This is a genomic window from Gordonia sp. VNK1 (assembly GCF_040049135.1).
GTDB classification, from domain to species: Bacteria; Actinomycetota; Actinomycetes; order Mycobacteriales; family Mycobacteriaceae; genus Gordonia; species Gordonia oleivorans.
The window spans coordinates 91,858-115,697 of the sequence record NZ_JBDZDJ010000001.1 but is presented as its reverse complement, the minus strand read 5'-3'; the positions used below and the strand labels follow the sequence as shown (position 1 = coordinate 115,697).

Genomic DNA, 23,840 nt, shown 5'->3' with positions numbered 1-23,840 from the left:
GAGGACTCAGCCATGCCTGATCCCGCCGGACTCGCGTTCACCAGTTGGCGGCGCTCCGCGCTGTACGGCCTCGCCCAGCCTGCGCCGGTCGACGGTCGACTCACCGGCCGGCTCGACCTGTCCATGACCGATACCGCCGACCCCGGCGTCACCACACCGGGGTCGGTACCGTTTCACTTCATCGCGCCCCGCGACATCGACGGCATCGATCCGCGTACGGTGCTGCGGACCGCACCGGCCGCCGGGGTCGTCGACGCGGAGACCACCAAGATGGTGCATATCGACTTCGCCGATCCCGCTCTGCCGTGGCAGTATTCGCCCACCCGGGCCGCCGGTGCGGCGCTGCGGCCGTGGATGGTGCTGCTGGTCGGGGAATCCGCCGATATGGAGATCGACCGGGCCGCGGGTCGGATTCGGGTGCAGCCGAGCGTCATCGCCGACCTCGACCTCACCCGCTCACACTTGTGGGCTCATGTGCAGCGCGAGGACGGCCGCGATGAGGTCGCGCGGTTGGTCTGCCCGCATCGCGTGCCGGGTGCCCCGGGCGGTGAGGTCCTGATCGCCCATCGCGACTACACCGCAGCCGTGGTGACCGCGTTCGACAACGGCGCCGGTCCGGCGTGGACGGGTCAGGTGGGATCGCCGATCGATCTGACATTGCTGTACTCGTGGAGTTTCCGCACCGGCGACTCCGGCGACTTCGAATCCCTGGCCACTGCCATCGACCCGGACAGCTCGTCCGGATTGGGCACCGCAGCAATGCGTTACGCCCGTGGCGCGGTGCAGGCCGACGTTCATGTGCGGGGCGCGATCAGCACCCTCGCCGACGACACCGACGCCGAGATCACCCAGGTCGACCGCCTCCGCGACGACGTGGCGGCGCTGCTCGCCGACGCGGAGGCGTCGCACGATCCGTTGGGGCGCACGGTGATCGGCCCACCCCACTACGGACGCAGTTGGGTGGCCGATCCGCGCACCACCACCTGGGGCACCACCCTCAACGACGACCCCCGCCTGCGCGGTACCGCCGCCCTCGGCGTCCGGATGGGTCAGGACGCCCAGGACGATCTGGTGGCGGCCATTGTCGCCGAGTTGGGCGCCACCACCCTGGCAGCACATCTCATCGCTCACCTCGCCTTCGGCGTCGAGATCAGCGGATCGCTCTGGCGGCGCAAGCTTCCCGACGACGCGACCGAACAGGTGGCGCTGCTCGCACCGCTGTTGCGTCGACTACGCGCGACCAGCGGCGGGTCGGCGATGGAGGCGATCACCGGGGCCGAGAGCCCTCTGGTCCCGGAGGTGTTCTCCACCGCGGCCCGCCGCATGCTACGGCCCCGCACCGCACGCACCCGCCACACCACCGCACCGATCACCCATACCTCGGCCATCGGATACGTCAACACGTGTCGCCTCGATCCGGTGCCTGCCGGCGACGGATTCCCCGGCATCGACAGCGTCGCAGAGGCCCTCGGCGCACCACCCGCCGAGGATCTCCTGCGCGATCCGCGGAGCCACCGCGGTGTGGAGTTCCCCGTCGACATCGTGGTGTCGCTGCTACCGCAGCCACCGAGACCACGGTGCGATCCCACCCATCTGGGTGGCGTCGCCGGGATGATCACCCCCCGGTTGGACCCGCGAGGACCGAACTCCCCCGGCCGTCGACGCGTCCAGTCTCGCATCCATGGCCTCGATATCGGTGACCTCCGCCCGCCCGAGTACCCCGCCGGCGTGGACTATCCCACCTGGATTCTGCTGCGCGACAGGGCCAAGGAATGGCTCCTGCCCGGCGTCGGCACCCTGGATCCCGATTCCGTGGTGGCGATGCAGACCAACCCGACGTTCATCGACGCCTTCCTGGTCGGGATCAACGAGCAGATACTCGGCGAGTTGCGTTGGCGCAACATCCCGATCAACCGATCGTCAACCCCGCTGTTGTCGTTCTGGCGGCACATCGATTACCGGACCGGTGCCCGCGTGGCCGACATCCGCGGCGTCGGCGACTGGACCGACACGAGCGACCTCGGCGACGCCGAACATCAGGTACCGACCGGCGTCGACCACGGCGCCACCGGCGATCTGGTGCTGGTGTTCCGCACCGACCTATTCCGCCGCTATCCCAAAACCCTGGTGTACCTGATTCGCAAACCCGTACCCGACAATCCGGCAACCGTCGATCAATTACTCCGTCAGACACCAGGATTCCTCGATCCAACGGGAAGCGGCAACCACATCGGGCCCAACTTCCAGGGCACCATCAGCCGCGACGTCGTCTTCTTCTCTTTCGACATCGACCCGGACACCCTCGAGAAGTTCTGGGTGGTGCTCGACGAACCGCCCACCGAGTTGCGGTTCCGCCGATTCAACGGAGATGCCGACGACGCGCCCGCCGCTCCGCTCGGCGAGTCCGCCACCACGTCAGCAGTATTCGCGAATGCCACCCTCGACCATCCGACCCGCGTCGCCTTCGACGGAGCCGACCTCAAGGCGCGTGGCCTGGCGATAGGAACTGCGTGATGACCGAGAGCACAGCACTATTCGATGCACGGGTGGAGGCGGTGGCGTTCGCCATCCCACTGGCCACCGGCGTCGAACCGCCCGAACTCGTCGGCGTTGGGTGGGTCATGCCGCTGCACGAACAACTCGAGGTCGAGCGTCGGCTCCTGTCGGAAGCTCCAGCCGACGAACGGACCGACCGCTACGGCGAGGTCACCATGCTGGCCTGGCTGCAGCACCGCACCGCCGCTGAGATCGCCGACGCCGCCGCCAACGACCCGGTCTATCAGGCGAACTCGCCCCACGGGTCGCCACCTCCGACCGTCAACCTCGTCGTCGCGGCCACCATCGCCGCCATGCATCCCGGACCGGGCACCTCGCCGGCGGATCTGCGCGCGGCAGTGGGCGATCCGGCCGTCGACAGCTTGGTGGCCATCGCCCGCGCGGACCGGTTGAGGGATCCGATCGAACTGCGGGCAGATCTCTGGCGTGACGTCGGCGTCCTGCTGCCGGTACGACTGGAAACCATTGTCGGCCAAGCCTCCCCCGCCGATCCGTGGATCATGCGACTGCGCATCATTCCCGATGAACCCAGCGTGCTGCGGCACGATCCCGTACCCACCGACACCGAGATCGCCCTCGTCACCGCCATGTGGCAGCAGCTCTACGACAGTCTCCCCCCAGCTGTTCAGCAGACGCCCTACCTCACGTGGTTGGATCACGACGAGCTCATCGGTGCACCCTGGGAAACGTTGTGCAGCAGGGTCGGCGGCCCGCGGGCAGCCTGGTTGGTCGGAACATTCCCACCGAATCGGATCGTGGCGGGCCAGATCCACATCGACGCCGGAGCGGCCCACCCCACACCAGCGAATCGAGTGTCCGGGCTACCGCCGAGAATCGAGGTGTGGTGTGACTTCGGTGCCGGAGCAGAACGCGTCCACGTCATCGACGTTGCGCAGAGTGACCTTCCGTTTGACGTCGTCGGCGCGGACCTCGTCGTCGACGAGGATGGCGATCCAAAGGTGGTCGAGCCGACCGATCGGTGGTGGGTGTCGTTCGAGGCCGCCATGGAGGTCGGTCTGGGGGCGACCTTCGAGTTGCCGGCGGGGCATTCGCCGGATGACGTTGCGGCGCTGTATGTGGTGGGTATCGGCGATGACTCGCCGGCGGACCATTTCGCCGAACTCGTCAATGCCGGTGAGATGTCACGAGTTCCGTTGGGTACGCCGACCAATACCGTCGACGGTGCCCACGCCGCCGATCTGGGCGCCGACCCGCAGACATGGCTGGCGATCGCGCGTCGACGGCTTCATGACGACCTCTCTGACCCGTGGGTGTCGCTGCCGCTGACCGGTGACTTCTTTCGTCTGGGTCCCATTCCCGGCAGAGGCGACTTCGACGGACCTGCCGGCCTGGATCGCCTCCTCGTCCAGTCGGCGTGGCCGGTGTTGTGGGGGCACCATTTCCGGGATCTGTGGGCGTTTGGTCCGGACACCGACCGACTCGGGCTCTGGGCCGCCACCAACCTTTCACCTCAAGGTCCCTACCCGCCCATTCGCATCAGCGAGCAACCGTACGGACTCCTGCCGACGTCGGTGATGGGTCGGTGGTCGGTCGACGATGAGGCAGACGCCGACTGCGAACCTCGAATGGCGGAGGTACTGAACCGCATTCGGGAGGTGGCCGAAACGGCCGCCACCGGTGGATCGGGTGCTGATTCGCCGACCGCCGCCGGCGCCTCCCCCGACCGTCTGATGGAACTGATCGGCGTAGACGCGGTGTCCCACGACTACGTGTATCGGCCCTTCTTCTCGGCCGAACTGTGGCAGCAGCTCTACGTCAGTGCGGGCGCCGATCCCGATGCGTTCGAGAAGAAGGTGGCCGATGTGGTGGCGTCGGCGAAGGATCTCTACGCCCAAGACCCCGCCCGCACCTATTTCGGTGTCGGGGAGGCCACCAGCCTCGAACTCCCACTGGTCGTGCCCTCGCAGTGGCCGCACTGGTACACCGAGGAGATGCCGGTCGGCGAGGCGATGGCGCAGGTGCTGAAGGAGATAGCCACCGTCTCTGGGCTGGACCTGCCCCGCTTCTGGGGCGGTGAGCAGAGAGAACGGGGGATGATGCCCGACAGCCTTCTGATCCGGATGCTGTGGCAGTCCAAATTGACGGCCGAGGCCTATGTCGTGCGCGACTTCCTCAAACTCACCGACCCGATGCTCGATCATCCCTACGTCCAGCTGAACGGCACCGAATTGGGCGCCTACGCCTATCAGTACGACGAGACGCTCGGCTACAGCGGACCGGCCTACGATCTCGCGCGGACGATGATCGACGGCATCACGCAGCTCTGCGACATCGTGACCTTGCCGGGCGCCGTCGAGCAGCTCGAGTTCGCTCTGCGTGCCACCCTCGACACGGCCACTCACCGCATCGACCCATGGTTCACGGGTATGGTGGCCCGGCGACTACGGGGACTCTCGGAGTCGCCGACCGCCCGCCATCGGCTCGGACTGTACGGCTGGGTCGACGGGCCGCTGCTCGGGTCGCCCGGCCCCACGGATTCCGGTGTCTTACATACCCCGTCACATGAACAGGCACTCACCGCGATCATCCTGCGCGACTCCGATGTGCCGATGCGATTGGAATCGAACAGAATTCGGCTCGCCGACGAGATCGCCGACGAGGTGCGCATCGGCGCCCATCCCTTCGAGGCGATCGGACGCCAGGTGGAACGGGTGATCGCCGGCCACGACGACGTGGAGACGGTGCGAAAGCGGTTCCCGCTGCGGCTCGATCGCCCGGATGCGGCGCGGGTCTGCCACGGCATCGAGGCTCTCGACACGCTGCTCGGGCCGACCGGCGGGACCGTCGTCGACATGGACGTCGACGGCCGGCGGGATGGACTGAAAGAGATCCGGGCGGCCCTGGACACGTACGGCGACCTGCTGGTCGCGGAGGGGGTTCACCAGGTGGTCAGCGGACGACCCGACATCGCCGGCAACGTCATGGATGTCGCCGCCGGGTTCGCCACTCCCCCGAAGCTTGATATTCTGCGCACTCCGTTGACGGCGGAGGCGTTGCGTACCAGCGTGATCAGCATCCTGCCTGCCGCTCCGGCGGGTGGCGGTGACGGCCCGGCGTTCATCGCGGACCCGGCGGTGGCGGCGGCGATCGAGGCGCAGGCCGGGGCGGCCGACGAGTGGGTGTGGGTGGGCGCGGTCGTCGACGGCGCGCCGGCACCGCGGGCCACACTCGCCGATCTCAAGCTGACTCCCGCCGATGCCGCGGCACTCGCGCCGGATCTGCTCGGCGACCTCGCGGCGTGTGTACTGGGTGGTCCGCCCGATCCCGTTGCCTCGACAGCACTTCGGCGGCATCGTCGGGCGACCGATGTGCTCGACTCTCTGGGCGCGCCGGCCTTCGTCGCCGACGTGGTGTCCGACGCTGCGAGTCTTGATCCCGCCGAGATCGCGGCGCTCGATGGGGGTATCGCCGACGATCTGCTGGTGCGGTACAACGTGTTACGTGATGCGGCCGCGACGGTCGCCGGCGATTTGTCGAGTGCGTCTGGCGGCGGTGACGCCGCGGCGTGCGCGGAGGCACTGTCGTCGGCGCTGCGATGGGGTGTGGTCCCGCACGTCGAAGGCGCGCGACGACCGGCGGTGTTGTCGGCGATGCTGGGAGTGGCGCCGCCCGCCGATCTGGCGCCTGCGTCTGTCGTCGAGCTCCGTGACCTGGCCGGCAAGGCAGCGACCGCTCTGACGGTCCGTGTCGACGCCGCGCCGGAACTACCCGCGACAGCCCCGGATGCCCAGGAGATCCCGCGTGCCGACGAGACGATCGCGCGAGCCATCGTCGAACTCGCCTCACCGACAGGACGAGTCGGCGTGCTCGCGTCGATGAAGCTCGGAGACCTGCTGCGGGTCACCGGGATCGATCCCACCGAAGACAACGATCTCGACGAGGATTGGTTGTCGGTGTGCGCGGCGGTCCGCCCGCACCTGGCGCGGGTGGAAGCGCTACAGCTCGAGGCGATGGTGCCGTCGGCCTTCCCTCCGCTGCTGACGTGGAGCAACTCGCGCGAGGATCATTGGCAGCGGGAGGCATTGGCCGACTTCGTCACCGAACGCAACCGGCGTGCCGACCCCAGCGGGTCGGTACCACGGTTCGTCGCCGCGCACTCGACGGACCGGCTGGATGGTGATCCCGAGGCACAAGTGTCGGTTGGGCTGGTCGACAGCTGGGTGGAGTCGGTGCCACGTCCCGTGCAGACCACCACGGCGGCTTTCGGTTTCAATGCGCCGACGTCTCGTGCGCCGCAGGCGATCCTCATTGCGGTACCTCCCGAACTCAGCGACTTCGGTGCGCCCCTGGATGAGGAGTTGCTCGTCGAGATCGTCGCCGACACCCGGCTCAGCGCACGGGCCCGTGCCGCCGGCCCTCATCAGTTCGGCGGTTTGCAGGCGGCGGTGGGGACCGCAATGTTCGCCGCCGCCTCTCCGACCGGGCTGCGCCTCGATACCGACACGAGCTATCCGTGACGTCGTCTCTACGTGAAAGGAGGCTGCTGCCATGGTGATTCGTGTGGACTGCCACTACCGTCTCGATCCGCATCCGCGTCAGCAGGATTTCACCACGGGCTTCTCCGCCCGCATCGCCGATCCACTGTGGTTCCTGACGCGCCAATGGCAGATGGGTGAGATGCAGGGCGAGAACGCGAGTAGCCCGGTCCGGGTGGACTATTCGACGGTGACCACTCCGATCGACCCATCGCCGGTGGCGCCCGACATAGACCCGACCAAGGTGCCCGCCGAGGCGATCATCGAGGATGAAGACACCGGATGGTGGACGATGGGACGCCGGTTGCGGATCGGCCGGGTGCTGGCGGATCGGCTCGGCGACGTCGACGCGGAGTATCGGTTCTCGGCGCCGCCACCGCCGTACGAGAACCTGGTCGGCGCAGTCGACGGCCTGGCGATGTGGCGTGATCCGGACCCGTTGGGCCTCGGCGACGCCGACTTCGTCGCCGTCGGCGTTCCGGCTCGGCGTGGATCTGCCTGGCAGCCTGATGAACTGGTGTATGCCACGGAGTTTCCCACCGGTGACGACGGATCGCCGATGCTGCGAGTGCCACGCCATCGGGGCGGCGAGGTGGACTGGTTGAGTACCGATGCCTCCGGTGCCGGGTTCGCCGGTGACGTGGTGGCGTCGCATGCGTATCCGGCGCAGTTGGAGTATCCGGGTGCACCGGCGAGCCGGTGGTGGGAGATCGGGGATGCCGCCGTCGACATCGGCGGGTATCCGCCGGACAGTGCGCATCCGGTGACCGCCATGCTGATCTCGTTGATCTGCTCGCACGCCGACGATTGGTTCCTCTTCCCGATCGACGTGCCGGCCGGTCATGTCAGCACACTGCTGGACGGCGAGATCGAGGTGACCGACTCTTTCGGATGCACGTATACCGCACGGGTGCCGGATGATTGGTCGATGTTCGGGATGTCCGGAGCCGACCCGTGGTCGCTGGTGGTGTGGCTTCGCGCGCTCACCCCGGTCGAGGGTCCCGCCATCGAGGAGGTGCTGTTCGGGCTCGATGAGTACAGCAATCTGCTGTGGGCCGTCGAGGAGCGTATCGACGGACGGGAGGCGGCCGCGTCATCAGCGTCCGCCGAGGCTCCCGCCGCTGCAGCACTGACGATCGACCCCGGCGCGCGACGCTACAGCTATCTCCCCGGCACCACACCGACTCCGTTCTGGCATGCGTACGGGGTCGACGAGGTCCGCGTGAACGGGCAGTTCCGACGACGGTTGGTACAGCGGCGAATTGCCGATCTGTCCGGTGAGGAGCCGACGTTGGTCGACGCGCCGGTCGCCGAAGTGTTGCGTGTGCACACCGCCGACGGTGAAGTGGTCCACGAGATCGAACCGGCGACCATCCCGCCGATCGGAACCCGAATCATCCGTCGCCACAAGCTGGCTCGGGACGTGGACGGCAATCCGTGCTTGTGGGTCGAGCGGCAACGTCAGCCGGTGCTGCGACCACCCAGTCAACACGTTCGGTTCGACGAGTTCGTCGAGCGGAGCCTCGACTGACTTCCGTTGACAGCACTCTGAATTACGTTGACCGCACTCCGTTCCAACGCCATGCCTCAGAGCAGAACCAGCCCTACCACCGGAGGTCTCGACACCTCCTCGGCTAGCGCCTCGTCGGCTCGACCGACGGAAAATAGTGGGCATCAATGCAATTCAAGCCGGCTGTCAGTGAACGAGAGAGGCCTATCCGGGGCCAGAGATACGCACGACCACGCCGACCCTTGCCCATTTCTAGACATCTGCCGAGTAGCCTCGCGACAAAACCCCAGGTCACGGACGTCCGATACTCGACCACATGTCTAGAAATGGGCAAGAGGGGTCAGCAGTAGGCCGGTTACCTCCGCGACTTCCATGTCGCCGCAGTCGACCGGTGATAGAAGTCGGCCGATGTTGCGCGAGTGACGGGCAGGGAGACGAGCACCACCACGGTGGCGACGACAATGACGAGGACAGCGACAACCATGATCAACCTCACGAGGTGTTGCAGGTGTACCGTCGTCCCCGACACGACCGGTGAGTTGGCGTCCATGATCCCGACCCCGTCGCCGTGCGACAAGCCCTTCGTGCACAAGCTAACCCGGCCGGCGCGGCTGTGTCAGAGGTCATCCGGGCACTATCCCGAACGGCGTTCGTCACTCACCGACAGCATCGCCGCGAACCGCCCTCGCCCTCACGGCGCCCGCCGCGGATCCGACACGGTCACCGTCGCACCATCGGGACGAACGCACTTGATGACGTAGCCGGTGTCCGGGACTTCGGCTGCGCCGTAGATGTTGCAGTTCCAGCCGTCGACGGTGGCACCGTGATCGCCGCGGCGGATACCGGGGTCGTTGTTGAAGTTCTCGATGAGGGTGATCGCGTCGGGGCAGGACAGTTCCCCGGACGTGACCACCACATACGCCCGCCACTCGGGTGCCGGACCGCACGTGGAGGGTCCGGCCGGCATCACCGAGGTGGTCGTGAGTTCCGGAGCCAGCGTCAGGCTGCTGGCCTCGGGTTCGAGTTCGTCGAGCACCGTCGGCAGTTCGGACGCGTCCACCGACGACACCGGCATCACGTCGTCGACGGCGTCGGCGTCACCGTCGACGGTCGCCGTGCAGGCCGCCACCACGCACCCGGCGACCAGCGCGGTCGCGGACACAAGCACACGGCGGATGATCGGCATGTGCGGTATTCAACCCGCTGCCCCGCCGGATGGCGCGTGCTCGTGTCGGATTCGTCCGTTCGGTCCACACGACTCCGCCGGTCCGGCCCCGAGGAAGTGGGAGCCGGACCGGCCGAGTCAAGGTTCGTTGCTACTTGGTTGCCGAGGGGAACGTGGCCTCGATGACCGTCCAGATCAGCTGCGCCAACGGTGTCGCGATCACCGCCGGAATCCCTTGTCCCTGAAGCGCAATGGACAGCAGCGGGATGGTGATCACCGACCAGTCGAAGTCGGCGAAGAACTGCTTGAGGGCGTCCTGGATGAAGTCCGAACCGAGGTCGGAGGACCCCGTCGACGACGACCCGGTGGACGTGTCCGGCGTCGCGGTGCCCGTGGTGCCCTCGCCGGTGGCGCCCTCGGTGGTGGTACCCGTGGTGTCGTCGTCGTAGGCGACCGCGGCGAGCACCGCGTGCTCGACGGTGAGCCTGTCGGCGGCGGTGGGTGTCACGCCACGCTGACCGTCGAGAACCCAACCAGCGGCGGCCGCGCCCGCGGAGTCACCGGCGGCGGCCGCGTGCGCGCCGATGGCGGTCCAGTCCAGACCGATCGCCGACTGCGTCGACGCCGGCACCGGCGTTGGATCGGCGAGTGCCGGACCCGCGGCGATGGTGGTGCCGATGGCTGCCGCCACGGCGAGAGTGGTTGCGCGCATGCGCATTCCAGAGAACATGAACAATCTCCCCCGAAGATTGATGTGGTGGATACTGAAATTACCTGTGCCGCAGATCAACTCGCGACACATGCTCCCTGGGCGAGGTTCCGGGCACGTGCCGCCGAGTTGGCGTAGTACGTGGCGGTACCCCCGTCAGGAAGTGTGACCTCGCAGACCTCGGTGGCCCCGATGGCGTCGAACTGCTCCTGGGTGATGACCTCCCCGGCGCCGCAGGGTCCACCGGTTGGATCGCCGACGACGACCACCCAGTACATCCCTTGGTAGGGCGGAGATATTGCGCACCAGACGATTTCGTCGCCATTGGCGGTGAGCTTCATGCCCGCGGGCAATTCAGCGGTGGTGGAAGCGGACGTGGGTCCGCTACTGACAGGTGATTGGCTGCACGCAGACATGGTGAGCGCCGCGAAGACGCCTACGATTCCTGCGATGATGCCCCGACTCATCATCATGAGGTGAGCTTAAGGTGTGGATCGGTCGATCCACCATGCGTGCACGCGAGAGTGAGACAGGACTCGCTTCCAGTGTCATCGAGTGACGGACACCACAGATGCGCGGGCGTCTCGGTGCGTCACTGCGCCGGGCTCACCGCTCCACCGGAGAGGGTGCGGTAGGCGTACGTCGACGCGATGAGGGTCACCGGGGCCGAGACGAGCAGTCCGACACCGCAGAGGATCGCGCCGACGATGTTGAGCACGATCACCACGACCGCGAGCAGCAACAGTGAGCCGACGTTCTTCGACGTCAGATTGAAGCTGGCCTTGAGTCCGTCGACCGCCGACAGATTGCGGTCGATGACGAAAGCGAAGGTGTACCAGAGCAGGAACGTGGCGATCAGGCCGGGAATGATGAGCAGGATGTAGCCGATCGTGGTGATCACCCACACGAGGATCGCCGCGATGAAGACGTTGCCGAGGTTGTTCCACTTGAAGAAGTCACCGATACCCGGCTTGCGGCCGTCGAGTTCGTCGAGCGCGCCGCGGGTGAACGCGGCCTGCACCAGCACACTGAGGATTCCGGATACCAAGCCGGGAATGATGTTCGACGTGACACTCGTCGACTCATAGTCGAATCCCCTTGCGGCGCTGTCGATCACCGCGACGATGATGAACGCGATCAACGAGATGCCGATCCACGTCCCGGCGTTGGCCTTGAACTTGTTCCAGCCGTAGCTCAATGCCGTTCCGAGGTCGAAATCGGCGGGGCCGGTGGCATATCCGCCGGGCGCCGCGGGCGGTGGCGGATACTGCCCGTAGGGCTGGTCGGACTGCGGTTGGCCGCCGTACGGTTGGTTTCCATATGGCTGGTTGCCGTAGGACTGATTGCCGTAGCCCTGGTTGCCGTAGGGGTCCTCCGGGTTGGGCGTGCCACCGGGGTTGTTCGGGGGATAGGTCATGTCGCTCCTCGGTGTGATGACTGTCCCGACACGCGGACGGTGACACGATCTGCCCTGGTATCGCAATGGAATGGTTCGAATCGATTCGGAATCGTGCCTTGGCGCGAGGGGCGCGAGGGCAGGCTCACACCGGTCGGTCAGCGACGCGGCAGCGAATCCGGCCATACTTGTTCACGATGCGTTCACCTGACCTCTTCCATGCCCTTGTGCTGCTGAACCTGCTCTTCGCGTGCGGGCTGTGGACTCTGCTGCGGCCGAGTATCCGCGCGGCCGTCGTGCTGGTGCTGGTGGCCGGGGCGTGGGTGATCTGGAATCGTCCGCTCGAGGGGGCCGTGCTGCTCGCCGTGACCAGCCATAACGGCGTCACCGAATCGGATCTGCTGTCGGCGGTGGCGGTCGGGATCGCGGTGTGGGCGGTGACGGTCACGGCCCGTCAACGCACCGGACGGCACACCCCGACGCGGATGCGGTGACCTACCGCGCGAGCACCGACGCGGTGTACTTGGGTTGCCAGTCGTTGGTGAGCAGCGCGCCGAAGTTGTCCTCGCGGTTGTTGGCCGAGGTCCCCCAGTCGCGCACCGAGTAGATGAACGCGGGCCCGCAGTAGCCGGAGTTCTTGGCGGCGCTGAGGACGTCGAGGATCTGGGTGGCCTGCTCCTGCTGACTGACCATCTCGTTGACCCCGAATCCCAGCGACCCGGTGGAGCCCGACGAACTGGTGGTGTCCGAGGTGGTCGTCGGCCGGGTGGGCGCGCCCATCTCGGTGATCCAGATGCGCTTGGCGGAGTCGCCGTAGGATTCCATCACCCCTCGGATCTGTTGCAGTTCCGTCCAGCCGTTGGGGGTCGCGGAGATGCCGCCGGGAAAGACGTAGGGATGCATTGCCGCGGCGTCGAAATAGCTTTTCGCGCCTGCCGCATACATTTTCGTGACGAAATCCACGGCGCCGGCATCAGGGCTCATTCCGGCGGCCACCACCGTCGATTCGGTTCCCGGCAGTTTCTGTTTGACCGCTGCGTAGGCCGCTTTCAGCAGGGCCGTGTACTCGGTGGGATTCGACGGTGTCAGACCCCAGAATGCGGGCAGGTTCGGCTCGTTCCAGATCTCGAATCGTGTGACGTCGTCGTAGCGCGCTATCACCTTCTGCAGGAATGCGCCGAGCGTCGCCGGGTCGGACGGCGGGGCGTAGATGCCGAGTTGGCCGGGTGCCGCGGCTCGCCGCGCCCACGTCGGAGTGGTGGTGACCAGCGCGAGGACCTTCAGGTTGCGTGCGCGGGCCGCGGCGACCAGACGATCGGGGATGGTCCAGTCGTAGCTGCCCTTCGTGGCCTCCACGCTCGACCAGTCGATGAACACCCGCAGCCACTGCGCATGCGTCTTCGCCACCGCGTCGAGCTCGCGGTTCACGTCGGCCGCGCTGAGGTACTGGGTGGCGGCGCCCTGCGAAAAGCCGTAACCATCGTCCGGGGCGGGGACGTCGGCGGCGCGGGCGGTCGGGTTGGCGATCGTCACGCCGAGCAGTGCAATCACCACGGAAATGACCGCGATGAATGTCGTCACCCATGTCCGGCACGTGATTCTGCGGGCATTCACTGCGAGCCTCCCGATGACTCTGTGGGCATTGTTTCGAAAGTGTATTCACGGCGTGCGGCGCTCGGTGGGGAAATGGCGGGACGGGTGAGTGGTCCCGGAGCGTGCCGGGACCGGCCGGGTCGGCGTCGCATAGCATTGCCGGGTGGAGATGCCGGGCCTGCGACGCCGTGACCTGCTGCGTGCGGGTCTGCTGGGTGCGACGGGCCTCGCGGTGGCGGCCTGTTCGTCGACGACGCCTGCGGAGACCAGTTCCTCGGCGGCCCCGCCGCCGCGACGGTGGGGCGCGTTCATTCCGTCGGTGATGCCGATCGCGGGGACCACGCGCACCCCGCTGCAGCAGCTGACGAATCTGGCGGGCGCGCCGCCGTCGTATGCGCACTGCTTTGCCGCGATCGGCGACGAGGTGCCGCTGCGCACGCTGTCGGCGATCATCGAGTTCGGCGCGACTCCCCTACTGACGCTGGAACCGTGGCGTCCCGACGGCGGGATCACCCAGCCCGCGTATGCGTTGTCGCAGGTGGCCGCCGGTCGGTACGACACCGAATTCGCCCGTTGGGGACGCACTCTCGCGTCGTGGGGCAAACCGGTGCTGCTGCGGTTCGCTCAGGAGATGAACGGGACGTGGTATCCGTGGGCGGTCGGCGTGAACGGCAACACCGCCGCCGACTACCGCGCCGCGTGGACGCGGATGCACACGGTGATCAGCGCGCAACGTCCGGGCACACTGGAGTTCGTGTGGGCGCCCAACACACTGACCCTGGGCACCAGTCCTTTTGACGACGCCTACCCCGGACCCAACCTGGTGGATCGGCTCGGCCTGGACGGCTACAACTGGGGTGATGTGCCCGGCCATCACTGGCAGAGCGCCCCCGACCTGTTCACGTCGGGTCTGGCGGCGTTGGCACGTCTGGATTCCCGCCACCCGATCCTCATCACCGAGGTCGCCGCCGCCGAGGGCGAGGGTCCCGACGCCAAGGCCAACTGGATTCGCGACTTCTTCGGTGTCGTCGAAAACCACTCGCGGGTGCAGGGATTCGTCTGGTTTCAGATGGACAAGGAACGGGACTGGCGTTTCAATTCGACGCCGGCGAGCCTGGCCGCGTTCCGGCAGGGACTGGCGACGATGGTCGGCGGCTGACCTGGCGGTTTGTCCGAATTGGTCTCTTCGGGGGACAGTGACACCTGCACCCGGACTGGTAGGAACACGGGAGATCGTGTGAAAGGCGAACAAGTATGACAACGCAGCAGTGGCCGCCGACTCCCCCGACCCCGCCGCCGGGTGATCAGCCGCCGACGGGTGGGCAACCGCCGTCGGGTGGGTCGTCGGGTGGGGGTAAGAAGCCGCTGCTCATCATCGGCGCCATCATTCTCGGACTGTTTGCGCTGCTGCTGTCGTGCGGGATCGGCGGGGTGATCGGCTCCGGCGGGGACACCGCGGCCGCGCCGAGCACCACGACGGTGACCAGTGTGTCGACGGTGACGGTCACCGAATCGCCGAGCACCAGTTCGAGGGCGTCGTCGTCGGCCCCGGCGTCGACCTCGGCGGTGCCGAACGCCAGTACGGTCCCCCGTGGGCTCATCCCGACCAGCACCGAGACCCCCGAGCCGACCACCACGATTCCCCGTGTGCCGACCACCACGCAGGCGCCGGGTGCGTACTACTCGAGTTGCGCCGATGCCCGCGCGGCCGGGGCGGCTCCGCTGTATCTCGGCGAACCCGGCTACCGGCCGGGCCTCGACCGTGACGGCGACGGGGTTGCCTGCGACCAGAATTGACGGGTCGCGACGGCTGGATCCGCCGGATACCGATATAAACGCGGTGTGAGAGGCCGCCCGTGTCGATATACGACGCGAAGGCCCTGTGACACCGCGTTTGTATCGGCGTTTGGGGTGAGATCGGGCGGCGAGGCGATATAACCGGGATGGCTCAGCGGATCGGAAACAATAATTGCTTCCGATAGGCTGAGCGGTCCCGATTATATTGGCGCACCGAGTAGTTCGCACCGACCAACTCCCGTTGGCCGAGTGCCGGTGAGCTTGCGAGTCGGTGTATCTGCCCGGCGGATACACTCGCTCGTTCCTCGCGAGCACTCGGCCAGCGGGGGTTACGTCACGAGCAGTCCGTCGTCCAGCGGGGTTGATCTCGCCGGATGTATCGGCCTGTGGGGTGGGATCGGGCGGCGAGGCGATATAACCGGGATGGCTCAGCGGATCAGAAACAATAATTGCTTCCGATGGGCTGAGCGGTCCCGATTATATTGGCGCACCGGCGGGTTCGTGCTCGGCGATGGTGCGGAGAGCTGCGGGAGTGGCCTCGACCTCGACGGCGGATACACTCGCTCGTTCCTCACGAGCACTCGGCCAGCGGGGTTACGGTCGGCCAGCGGGGGTTGATCTCGCCGCAACGGCACCAGCACCGGATACAAACGCGGTGTGAGAGGCCGCTCGTGTCGATATATACGACGCGAAGGCCCTCTCACACCGCGTTTATATCGGCCTGTGGGGTGGGATCGGGCGGCGAGGCAATATAACCGGGATGGCTCAGCGGATCAGAAACAATAATTGCTTCCGATAGGCTGAGCGGTCCCGGTTATATTGGCACATCGGCGGGTTCGTGCTGGACGGACAGCCTTCACGACACCCAGCCCAGCAGCTCCCAGCACCGGGTCACCCGGTCTCGACACGACCTCCGCTGGCGCTCCGGTCGGCTCGACCATCGAATTGAATTGCAGCCCAGACCAAGGGGCAGCGCCCGGGTCGGCTCGACCATCGAATTGAGTTCCAGCCCGGATCAAGGGACGACGGTCGGTTCGGCTCGACCAGCGAATTGAGTTGCCGCCCAGACCAAGGGACGGCGCCCGGGTCGGCTCGACCAGCGAATTGAACTGCAGCCCAGACCAAGGGGCAGCGCCCGGGTCGGCCCGACCAGCGACTTGAGTTGCAGCATCAGAGCTACCTCGCCCGATAGTCGAAGCGCGCCTTGTCGAGTTGTTTGGTGAGGGCCGGGCCGAGAACGCGTGCGGCGGTGGCGGTCAGGTGGGATTCGTCACGGTAGAAGAGAATCTTGTTGCGGGCCGGGAAGCAGGTATTGCCCTCGCACAGAAGATCATTGACCGACAGGGTGAGGATGTCGCGGTCGCCGCCGCGGGCCTGTTCGGTGAGGATGGGTTCGTGGCGGACGACGTCGTCGAGGTGGAAGTTGCATTTCGTCCAGTCGTCGAGGGCACCCGACATGCAGTCGGCGATCTGGAAATTGGGGTACGGGGTGTCGGCAAGGTAGACCAGTTCGGCACCGGTGTCGCGGAGCCGGGTGAGGCTGTCGTCCCAGGCCGCGGCCGACTCCTCGTAGGTGGGTACATACGTCGACAGTGACGAGAACACGATGACCTTCGGCTGGATGGCCGCAATCTGGTTGAGGGTGTCCTCCCGCCAGCGGATGCAGTCCTCCTTGTTGAACGGGTCGGGTCGTCCGCGTTGCGGCAGGATGTTCTGCACCGGGCAGGCCGCCTTGGTGAACTGGTAGATCCGCCAGCCGTGCGCATTCCCGATGTCGCGCACCGTCTCCGCCCACTGTTCGGCGTGCGAGTCACCGAACAGCACCACCGGGATACCGTCACCGGGCCCGAAGGCGCATTCGTGTGGTGGGCCGTACTCCCCCACCGGGACCAGGCATTCGTGGGGTTCGGGACGGTCGTCGTAGGCCTGGAACGGGTTGGGTACCACCGGTCCCGACGTGGCCGAACTCTCCTGCCCGAACACCGACTGATAACTCAACGTGGCGTTGGTGATGGTGTCCTTGCTGGCGATGTTGACGGTCACCACGCCGACGACCATCGCCGTCGCCAACCCGATGACCAGCCCGGTCAGCCCGACCGAGATGGACGCCGAATTGTTGCGCTTCAGTTCGGCATTGCGGATGATCGGCTCTTCGAAGTACAGCGTCGAGGCGGTCGCGATCAGCAGCGACACCCCGCTCACCGCGAGCAACGCGGGCCAGGTGGTGATCCCGGTCTGCGTCTCGAAGAGCACCAGCGCCGGCCAATGCCACAGGTACCACGAGTACGACACCCGACCGAGAAAACGCATCGGCGGAAACGACAGCAGGAATCCGGGGGCGAACCATGCTCCGGGACTGACCTGTCCGGACAGGATCAGCAGGGCCGCCGCCAGCGTCGGCAGCAGTGCCGCCGTTCCCGGGTACGGCGTGGAGGCGTCGATGAGGACCGCCGATGCGACGATGCCCGCGAGCCCGGCCCACCCCAGCAGGATCGCGAACGCTCGCGCCGACAGCGCTTTTCGCGACCACCACGCCAGCAATGGTTCGATCACGGCGAGCAGTCCACCGACTCCGAACTGCCAGACGCGGGTGTAGGTGGCCATGTACGCGGTGGCCGGATCGACCGGGGTGAGCCGGATCGCCCAGATCAACGACCCGATGGTCAACAGTCCGACGACCAGCGCGATGGACCAGCGGATCGAAAGGTGTCTGCGCAGTGGGGTTCTCGCGACGAGGATGGCGGCGAAGAAGATCGTCAGCGGCCACACGAAGTAGAGCTGTTCCTCGATGGCCAGTGACCAGAAGTGGGTGGCGAGGCTGCCGTCGATGGCGCCGGCGAGGTAGTCGGCGTTCTGCGCGATGAAGTGCCAGTTCGCGAGATTGGCTGCGGCGGCGAGCAAGTCGATGGCCTGTTTGAACACCCGCAGCAGCGGCATCGTCAGCATCGCGCCGATCAGCGACACCACGATCACCAGGGCGGCGGCCGGGATGATCCGCCGGAAGCGCCGGGCGTAGAACCCCTTGAACGACAACGATCCGCTGCGTTCGAACTCCCGGATCAGCAGGCCGGTGATGAGGAACCCGGAGATGACGAAGAAGATGTCGACGCCGACGAACCCGCCGTCGAGTCCGGGGATGCGGGCGTGGAACAGGACGACGAGCAGCACCGCGACGCCGCGGAGCCCGGCGATGTCGGTGAAGAACTTCGAGGTGTGCGGTGCGGTCACGACGTCGTCCACGGCAACATGATGTCGAAGACACCCAATGCCACCGCCCCGATGAACACGATGACGGCGGTGTAGCCCACCACTTCCCACGCGGTGATGCGGTTCCAGTTCGGTGCGGTCGGGCGGCGGTCGGTGATGGTCGGACGAGGAAGAGTGTCACGCGGGGGGACGTCGGAAGGCGGGGTCGGCTCCGCCGCACCGAACCGGTCGGTATCCACATCGTCGGGACCCATCTCGTATCCGGGCACGTCCGCGATCCGCGGAATGCGCTGGGTGGGATGGTCGTCGGGGTCGGTCCAGCCGTTCATGCCGACACCTTCGATCGTCCGCGGGAGAACAGGATCCGCATGAATTCGACGAACAGGGGGAGGGCGAGATAGGTGTAGACGCAGGCGAATCCGACCATCATCCAGAATGAGGCGAGTCCGTGGTAGCGGATGTCGCGCAGGATGAACACCCAGAACACGATCAGCGACGCCCCCAGCGACACCGCGCCGAGGATGCTGATGGAGCGGGCCAGCGAGTTGGACTTGCCGACGACTCCGGTGGGCACCCAACCGATTTCGCGGCCGATGATCTTGTGCAGGATGGCGATGGCGTGGGCGAAGCTGTAGGCCATCTGGATGCGCAGCACCTCGAATCGCCAGCGGGTGCGCGACACCAACGGGAACATCACCACATACACCCACAGCCCGAACAGGAACGGCACCAGCTGCCAGGGCCGGACGTCGTCGGGGAAGGCGGTCACCATGATGACGCCGGGCAGGAAGACCAGGAAGACGTTGAATGCGGTCGTCAGGTAGTAGAAGACCCCGGCCCAATGGGCCATCGCCTGCCGGAAGGTCATCCGTTTCGGCTCGGCCACAACGGTATTGCGCACCCGCGACAGCGATCCCATGCACCAGCGGTACTGCTGGTTGAGGAAGCCGGCGAGATCCGACGGGCACAGTCCCCGTGAGAGCACCACCGGCACATAGCGAATCAGGTAGCCGGCCTGCTGCAGGTGACGGCCGGTGTGCAGGTCCTCGCTGTGTTCGATGGGGGCGAACCCGCCGACCGCCTCGAGGGCGCTGCGCCGGTAGAGGGCCGATGTGCCAACGCAATTGGCGGCGTCCATGCGGTCGCGGGACGGCTGCACCCACCGGTAGAAGAACTCCTGGGTGGCGCCGGCGGTGCGTTGGATCCAGCCCATCGTCTCGGTGGTGGCGAAGCATTGCGGACTCTGCACGATGGCGACCCGCGGGTCGTCGAGGTAGGGCATCAGGTGCGCGAGGAAGTCGTGGCGTGGGCAGAAGTCGGCGTCGAAGATGATCACCACGTCACCGGAGCTCTGGGTGAATCCGTAACGGAGGTTCCCGGCCTTGCGGAGGTGCCCGCGGTCGGGGCGGAGGTGATAGCGGAATCCGAATTCGGCGGCGAGGTCGCGGACCTCGTCGGAGGCGGCGTCGTCGAGCACGTGCACGGTGAGCTCACCCGGCCAGCACAACGCCGCGACGTGAGTGTAGGTGGCGCGCAGGATGGCCAGGCTTTCGCCGCAGGTCGGCAGGAACACGTCGACGGAGGCGAACACCCCGCCGTCGGGAACCCAAGTGGCAGCACACTGTTGATGTGTGCGCCAGGTCACACGACGTCGGCTGAGGCCGGTCGCCAGGGACAGCAGGGTGCCGATGGCGTTGAGGCCCAGCACCACCAGCGCCGGCCACAGCCAGGGGTGCGCGGTGGCGAAGGCGGTCAGCGACCACGCCGACAACCCGAACGCGATCAGCAACGCGAGCTGCACCCATCGCATCTGTGGGCCCAGGTATTCGTAGATCTCGTCGTCGGCGGGCGCGACGATCGCCTCGGGGTCGGCACTGATTTCCGGCGGCATCGACTTGCGCCGCCGCCTGTCGTCGACAGCGTCGTCGTCGGTCCCGATTTCTCCCCCGAGAAGCACACCCACGCGAAACAGAATCATGCACCCGCAACGCCAATGCAATCCGGCGTCGGCGGGCCCGCTACCGTTCTCCGTGTGTTGTTGCGGAATCGGATGGCCTGTGCGGTGGTGGCGGTGTGCACCGCGATCGTCGTCGTCGGCTGCGATTCCGCGGCACCGGAGGCCGTGCACTCCCCCGCCGCGGCACCCTCGCCGGCGGCGGCGACCCTGGCGGCGCGCGGGCAGGTGGTGTCGTCCACCGATCCGCTGACCGCGTGGTCGTCGTACCTGCCGTCGGAGACGCGCGCCACCCGCATCGTGTATCGGTCGGTGTCCGGGGTCGACGGCGCGGCCACCACCGTCTCCGGTGCGGTGTTCGTTCCCGGCGGCGACCGGCCCGCGGGCGGCTGGCCGTTGATCGCCTATGCGCACGGCACCACGGGTGTGACCCGCGATTGCGGGCCGTCCGACCGCGCGGACATGTTCGGTGACATCCGGGCCGTCGCCGGCTTTCTGAACTCCGGATATGCGGTGGTCACGACCGATTATCAGGGTCTGGGCGAACGCACGAGCGGGCCGGCTCACCCCTATCTGGAGCCGCGGACCGCGGGCTACAACGTCATCGACGCCACCCGCGCGGCACGGTCGGTGGAGCCGACGATCGGCCCGGAGTGGGTGGCGGTCGGCGCCTCTCAGGGCGGCGCGGCGGCGTGGGCGAGCGCCGAGGAGTTCGCCGGTTACGGTCCGGGCGCCGGGCAGTTGGTGGGAGCGGCGGCGACGGTGCCCCTGCTCGACGCCGGTTACCTCGTCGATCGCGCCCAGTCGGGCGAACTGACGCCGTCACAACGGTGGCTGTATCCGATTCTGGTGAAGGGCGTCGCGCAGGCGAATCCGCAGCTCACCGCCGGGGATTACCTGCACGGGGCGGTCGGGCAGAACGTCGACGCGCTGGTGTCGTGTTCGGGGGAACGCTCGGGATTGACCGACGAGGTGAACGCCGCCGACGGCGACGCCTTCATGGCCGATGCCGCCGACGCCGACCGGCTGCGGGGCGTCCTGGACTCGATGTCGTTGCCGCGCACCCGAACCGACGTGCCCATCCTCGCGATGTACGGCAGCGTCGACGAGATCATCCCGGTCGACGTGATGGAAGTCACCCTCGGTCGGGCGTGCACGCTCGGGGACACCGTGACGAGGGTGCGTCGCGAGGGGCAGGGGCATTCGCTGGACCCCGGTGCACTGCTCGGACAGTGGATCGCCGCGCGTTTCGCCGGACAGCCGGCCACCGGTGATTGTTGAGGCGAATTTCCCGGACGAGAATTCCCTCGACCGGACCACACGACGGCGACGGTGAATCGGGCAGTGATTCCCGGGGCCCGCTAGGGTGAGGACATTTGTTGGGCGTGCGGTTCGGTGATCGGGGTTTGGCGACGTGAAGAATTGGGTGCGGCGGATCTATGATTCCGCTCCGCTGTGGGCGTGGATTGTCATGGCCGTGTGCGTGGTGATCCTGGTGGTCGGGCTGGTGATCTCGTCCAACCGGACCGCTCCGACGTCATCGACCGCGACGACGACGCCGAGCGCGCCGAGTACCACCGCGCCCGCGGCCACCCCGGCCACCGTCGCCTTCTTCGACGCCGCGAAGGCGGACCCGAAGGAGCCGAAAACGATTCTGCTGCTTGGTGATTCGACGGGAGCCTCGACGTCGGGGTGGGCCCCGGAGCTGGGCCGGGCGATCAGCAGTTCACTGGACCGGACGGTCGCCACCGCCTACTGGAACCCCACGACCTCCAAGTACGGGGCACCGGTGGTCCTCGGCACCGGCCCCAACGGGGCGATCGGCTTCTGGAACGGTTCGGCGTCGGGCAAGGACGCGGCGTATGCGCTGGACAATCTGACCGCGCTGACCACCGCCCCGTCGGGCGAATCGATCGGCACACCGGATCTGGTGCTGCTCAACTTCGGCCTCACCGAGGATGCGTCGCAGCCGCTGGCCGAGCAGATCCAGCCACTCATCTCGGCCATTCAGAAGAAATATCCGGATGCCGGGATTGCGGTGATCAAGCAGAATCCGCCGCGTGACGGCGACAATTCCGACCAGGTGTCGGGGTACGCGTCGGCGATGGATGCCGCGGGCATTCAGGTGATCGACGTGTACTCGGCGTTTCCCGCCGACGCCTCCGCACGCGCCGCGTTGATGGCCGACGGCCTCAATCCGAACGAGGCGGGCCAGAAGCTGTGGTCGAAGACGGTGCTCGCGGCGTTCGGGTTGCCGGCGTCGTCCTGAGACCCCCTCGGTCCGTCGGGATGACCCGACGCGGTCACGGATTGCGCACTTTTTGAAATTCGCTTGGTCGTAGGACAGGCATTTACTTCCCTTATGGCCCCCAAGTACGGGACAATCCTGAGTACGTCCTTATCGCACCTGAGAAAGTCCCGTCATGATGCCGAGTTTCACCCCGCTGACGCGCCGCGTCGCTGCGGGTGTGCTAGTGGCCGGGATAGCGGGCGTGATGGTCGGCACCACGGTGTGGGCGGTACCCGGCGTCGACACCAGCGCGTCGGCACCCAGCACCGACCTGCAGGTCGCGCTGGCCTCGATGGGGTCCGAACCCACCCAACTCGGTGTCGTCGACGACAAGATCTACCGGATCTCCGACGCCGACCTCGACGCGACCCTGGACAACCTGAGTGCGCTGGGTGTGACCGACATCCGGGTCGGCGCGCCGTGGCAGTATCTGGAGGCCGATGGCGAGAATTCGGCGGCGTGGTCACGCCTGGACGACATCGTCGAAGGGGCGCAGGCGCGCGGCATGAACGTGGTGATCGTCGCGGCGGTCACCTCGCCGTGGTCGGCGGGCGAGACCGACACCGACGCCCCGCGCATCGACGAGTTCGCGGCCTTCGCAGCCGAATTGGCCAAACGGTATCGGGGCAAGGTCCGCGGATACGAGGTGTGGAGTTCCCTCGGCGATCCGGGCACCGAACCCGGCACGGTGATGGATCTGTTGGTCGCCGCGACGGCCGCCATCCAGGCCGCCGACCCGACCGCACTCGTCGCGACCCAGCAGACGCTTGCCGCCCAGGTCGCCTCCATCGAATCCGAGTCCGCGCCCGCCTCGGTGGCGACCGATCCGGCGAGCCCGGTGCCGCCGACACCTATTCCGTCCACCCCGACCGAGTCGACCACTCCGCCGGCCCCGCCCGCCGAGACGACTTCCGAGGCGCCCGCAGCGGGTGGCGGCGCGGGCGAAACGAGTTCGCCGACGACCTCGACGACGACGGACCCGAGCACCTCCGAAACCCGCGTGTCGGTGACGCCGAACGAGCAACCCGCGGTCCCCGAGGTCCCCGAATTCGATGCGCAGGTGATTCCGAGCACCTCTTCGGAGCCGTCGGAGCCCTCGGAGTCCTCGGAGTCCGGCCCGAGCGACATCCCGGAGGCCGAACCCGCCGAGTGATCACCGATGTCGGA

The 23,840-nt window shown here is 67.1% G+C and carries 17 protein-coding genes; 9 read left to right on the top strand and 8 right to left on the bottom strand.

All coding sequences use genetic code 11. The annotated features are described in order from the left end of the window. Positions 1 to 12: 12 nt before the first annotated feature. Genes ABLE94_RS00500 through ABLE94_RS00490 form a run of 3 tightly spaced genes read left to right on the top strand, consistent with a single transcriptional unit; the run spans position 13 to position 8,583 of the window. Positions 13 to 2,514, top strand: coding sequence for a hypothetical protein (locus tag ABLE94_RS00500; RefSeq protein ID WP_348807718.1), 2,502 nt, complete (start codon positions 13 to 15; stop codon positions 2,512 to 2,514). Beyond that, positions 2,514 to 7,034, top strand: coding sequence for a BRO1 domain-containing protein (locus ABLE94_RS00495; protein WP_348807717.1), 4,521 nt, complete (start codon positions 2,514 to 2,516; stop codon positions 7,032 to 7,034). Before ABLE94_RS00500 ends, ABLE94_RS00495 begins: the two co-directional genes overlap by 1 nt. A 31-nt stretch (positions 7,035 to 7,065) precedes the next feature. Continuing rightward, positions 7,066 to 8,583 (top strand): hypothetical protein, encoded by a 1,518-nt coding sequence (locus tag ABLE94_RS00490; protein WP_348807715.1) that lies wholly within the window; start codon positions 7,066 to 7,068, stop codon positions 8,581 to 8,583. Positions 8,584 to 9,253: 670 nt separating this feature from the next. Here ABLE94_RS00490 and ABLE94_RS00485 read toward each other — a convergent pair. The 4 genes from ABLE94_RS00485 to ABLE94_RS00470 form a co-directional block, all read right to left on the bottom strand. After that, positions 9,254 to 9,748, bottom strand: coding sequence for a hypothetical protein (locus ABLE94_RS00485; RefSeq protein WP_348805063.1), 495 nt, complete (start codon positions 9,746 to 9,748; stop codon positions 9,254 to 9,256). A gap of 130 nt (positions 9,749 to 9,878) precedes the next feature. Continuing rightward, positions 9,879 to 10,439 (bottom strand): hypothetical protein, encoded by a 561-nt coding sequence (locus ABLE94_RS00480; protein ID WP_348805064.1) that lies wholly within the window; start codon positions 10,437 to 10,439, stop codon positions 9,879 to 9,881. 74 nt (positions 10,440 to 10,513) lie between these two features. Beyond that, positions 10,514 to 10,777: a hypothetical protein gene (locus ABLE94_RS00475; protein WP_348805065.1), complete on the bottom strand. Its 264-nt coding sequence runs from the start codon at positions 10,775 to 10,777 to the stop codon at positions 10,514 to 10,516. A 251-nt stretch (positions 10,778 to 11,028) separates the two neighbouring features. Continuing rightward, positions 11,029 to 11,853 (bottom strand): DUF2189 domain-containing protein, encoded by an 825-nt coding sequence (locus tag ABLE94_RS00470; RefSeq protein WP_348805066.1) that lies wholly within the window; start codon positions 11,851 to 11,853, stop codon positions 11,029 to 11,031. A gap of 176 nt (positions 11,854 to 12,029) precedes the next feature. On the opposite strand from ABLE94_RS00470, the gene ABLE94_RS00465 reads away from it, so the two are divergent. Beyond that, a complete protein-coding gene (locus ABLE94_RS00465) occupies positions 12,030 to 12,326 on the top strand; it encodes a hypothetical protein (protein ID WP_348805068.1) in 297 nt (98 codons plus the stop codon). A 1-nt stretch (position 12,327) separates the two neighbouring features. On the opposite strand, the gene ABLE94_RS00460 is transcribed toward ABLE94_RS00465, so the two are convergent. Then, on the bottom strand, positions 12,328 to 13,413 hold the full coding sequence (locus tag ABLE94_RS00460; RefSeq protein ID WP_348805069.1) for a hypothetical protein: 1,086 nt from the start codon (positions 13,411 to 13,413) through the stop codon (positions 12,328 to 12,330). A 181-nt stretch (positions 13,414 to 13,594) separates the two neighbouring features. On the opposite strand from ABLE94_RS00460, the gene ABLE94_RS00455 reads away from it, so the two are divergent. Next, positions 13,595 to 14,584, top strand: a complete 990-nt coding sequence (locus tag ABLE94_RS00455; RefSeq protein WP_425476112.1) for a glycoside hydrolase family 26 protein — start codon at positions 13,595 to 13,597, stop codon at positions 14,582 to 14,584. A 95-nt stretch (positions 14,585 to 14,679) separates the two neighbouring features. Then, a complete protein-coding gene (locus ABLE94_RS00450) occupies positions 14,680 to 15,222 on the top strand; it encodes an excalibur calcium-binding domain-containing protein (protein WP_348805071.1) in 543 nt (180 codons plus the stop codon). A gap of 1,176 nt (positions 15,223 to 16,398) precedes the next feature. Here ABLE94_RS00450 and ABLE94_RS00445 read toward each other — a convergent pair. Genes ABLE94_RS00445 through ABLE94_RS00435 form a run of 3 tightly spaced genes read right to left on the bottom strand, consistent with a single transcriptional unit; the run spans position 16,399 to position 20,320 of the window. Beyond that, positions 16,399 to 18,462: an acyltransferase family protein gene (locus ABLE94_RS00445; protein WP_348807714.1), complete on the bottom strand. Its 2,064-nt coding sequence runs from the start codon at positions 18,460 to 18,462 to the stop codon at positions 16,399 to 16,401. After that, complete coding sequence (locus ABLE94_RS00440) at positions 18,447 to 18,758, bottom strand: hypothetical protein (protein WP_348807713.1); 312 nt, start codon at positions 18,756 to 18,758, stop codon at positions 18,447 to 18,449. Before ABLE94_RS00440 ends, ABLE94_RS00445 begins: the two co-directional genes overlap by 16 nt. Continuing rightward, on the bottom strand, positions 18,755 to 20,320 hold the full coding sequence (locus tag ABLE94_RS00435) for a glycosyltransferase family 2 protein (RefSeq protein WP_348807891.1): 1,566 nt from the start codon (positions 20,318 to 20,320) through the stop codon (positions 18,755 to 18,757). Before ABLE94_RS00435 ends, ABLE94_RS00440 begins: the two co-directional genes overlap by 4 nt. 159 nt (positions 20,321 to 20,479) lie before the next feature. Between ABLE94_RS00435 and ABLE94_RS00430 the strand changes: the two genes are divergently transcribed. The 3 genes from ABLE94_RS00430 to ABLE94_RS00420 all read left to right on the top strand — a co-directional run bounded on the left by ABLE94_RS00430 (position 20,480) and on the right by ABLE94_RS00420 (position 23,826). Then, on the top strand, positions 20,480 to 21,664 hold the full coding sequence (locus ABLE94_RS00430) for a lipase family protein (RefSeq protein ID WP_425476111.1): 1,185 nt from the start codon (positions 20,480 to 20,482) through the stop codon (positions 21,662 to 21,664). A gap of 133 nt (positions 21,665 to 21,797) precedes the next feature. Continuing rightward, the gene (locus ABLE94_RS00425) at positions 21,798 to 22,652 is read left to right on the top strand and encodes an SGNH/GDSL hydrolase family protein (RefSeq protein ID WP_348805075.1); all 855 of its coding nucleotides are present in this window, start codon (positions 21,798 to 21,800) and stop codon (positions 22,650 to 22,652) included. Between the two features lie 154 nt (positions 22,653 to 22,806). Then, positions 22,807 to 23,826 (top strand): cellulase family glycosylhydrolase, encoded by a 1,020-nt coding sequence (locus ABLE94_RS00420; protein ID WP_348807711.1) that lies wholly within the window; start codon positions 22,807 to 22,809, stop codon positions 23,824 to 23,826. The last annotated feature ends 14 nt before the right edge of the window (positions 23,827 to 23,840 follow it).